Source organism: Paracoccus sp. NIOT.M2S5SZ12 (genome assembly GCF_057748165.1).
The window spans coordinates 1-955 of the sequence record NZ_JBYLFR010000063.1 but is presented as its reverse complement, the minus strand read 5'-3'; the positions used below and the strand labels follow the sequence as shown (position 1 = coordinate 955).

The following is a 955-nucleotide window of genomic DNA, read 5'->3' as shown; positions in this document are numbered from 1 at the left end:
GCCGTCGAATATGCCACGCTGGAATGGGTCGACTGGTTCAACAACCGCCGTCTCCTCGAGCCGATCGGGTACATCCCGCCCGCTGAAGCCGAGGCCAACTTCTACGCAGCTCTGGAAACTGAACCCATAGCCGCGTAACTAAAGACAATCAGCCTCCGGCAAACCCGGCGCGGTTCACCTGGCCGTGAGATAGCACCCGGTCTTGTCCGTTGGAATATGACCGATATTTACAGCGTAGCCACGGGATTGTCTGTGGAGGGGATCGATTGCATTCAGTGGTAACCCACCCAAAGCGCTACCTGTGGCGGCATCCTGAAGGGCGAATATATGTTCGGATTAAGGGAAAACTATACAGGATCACCGCTGATGAAGGGACAGCCGATTTTGATCGGCAGTACTGGGAGATAAGATCAGGACGACAGATGCTAGCGAAGACGTCTTGGGCGGCATTGATGGATAACTACCGCACTTCAAAACGGTGGACGAATCTAAAGCCACGCACTCGCTCAGATTACGAAAAAGTAATGAATTACTTGTGCGAAAAGATAGGTCGTCGAGATGTCAAAGCCCTAACACGGGCAGATGTAATCGCAGTTCAAGCAGCAAATGACCATCGCACCCGGTTCGCCAACTACATACCGCAGATGCTGGTGATACTTTGCGAGCATGCCATCGACCTAGGCTGGCTACAGCATAACCCAGCAAAGGGTGTCAGAGCGCTCAAAACCCCCGCTGAGCGGCGGCGTGAGCATCTGCCATGGCCGGATTGGGCAGTTAAGAAATTCAGGGAAGAGTCTGACGGCCTTACCCGCCTCATCTTTGAGATTGGTGTGGGCAGTGTGCAGCGACCAAGCGATTGGCTCCGTTTTACATGGGGTGGGCGTTGTTGCAGAAAGGCGGCTTGAGGCGTGACTTCCCCTTTCCCCTTTAGGTTCAGGCGACGCGGGCGACCACG

1 pseudogene is annotated in these 955 nt (G+C 54.7%); it reads left to right on the top strand.

The features are described from left to right. A pseudogene (locus AC2SGK_RS18290) lies at nt 1-138 on the top strand (IS3 family transposase); the annotation flags it as partial. Nucleotides 139-955 lie beyond the last annotated feature (817 nt).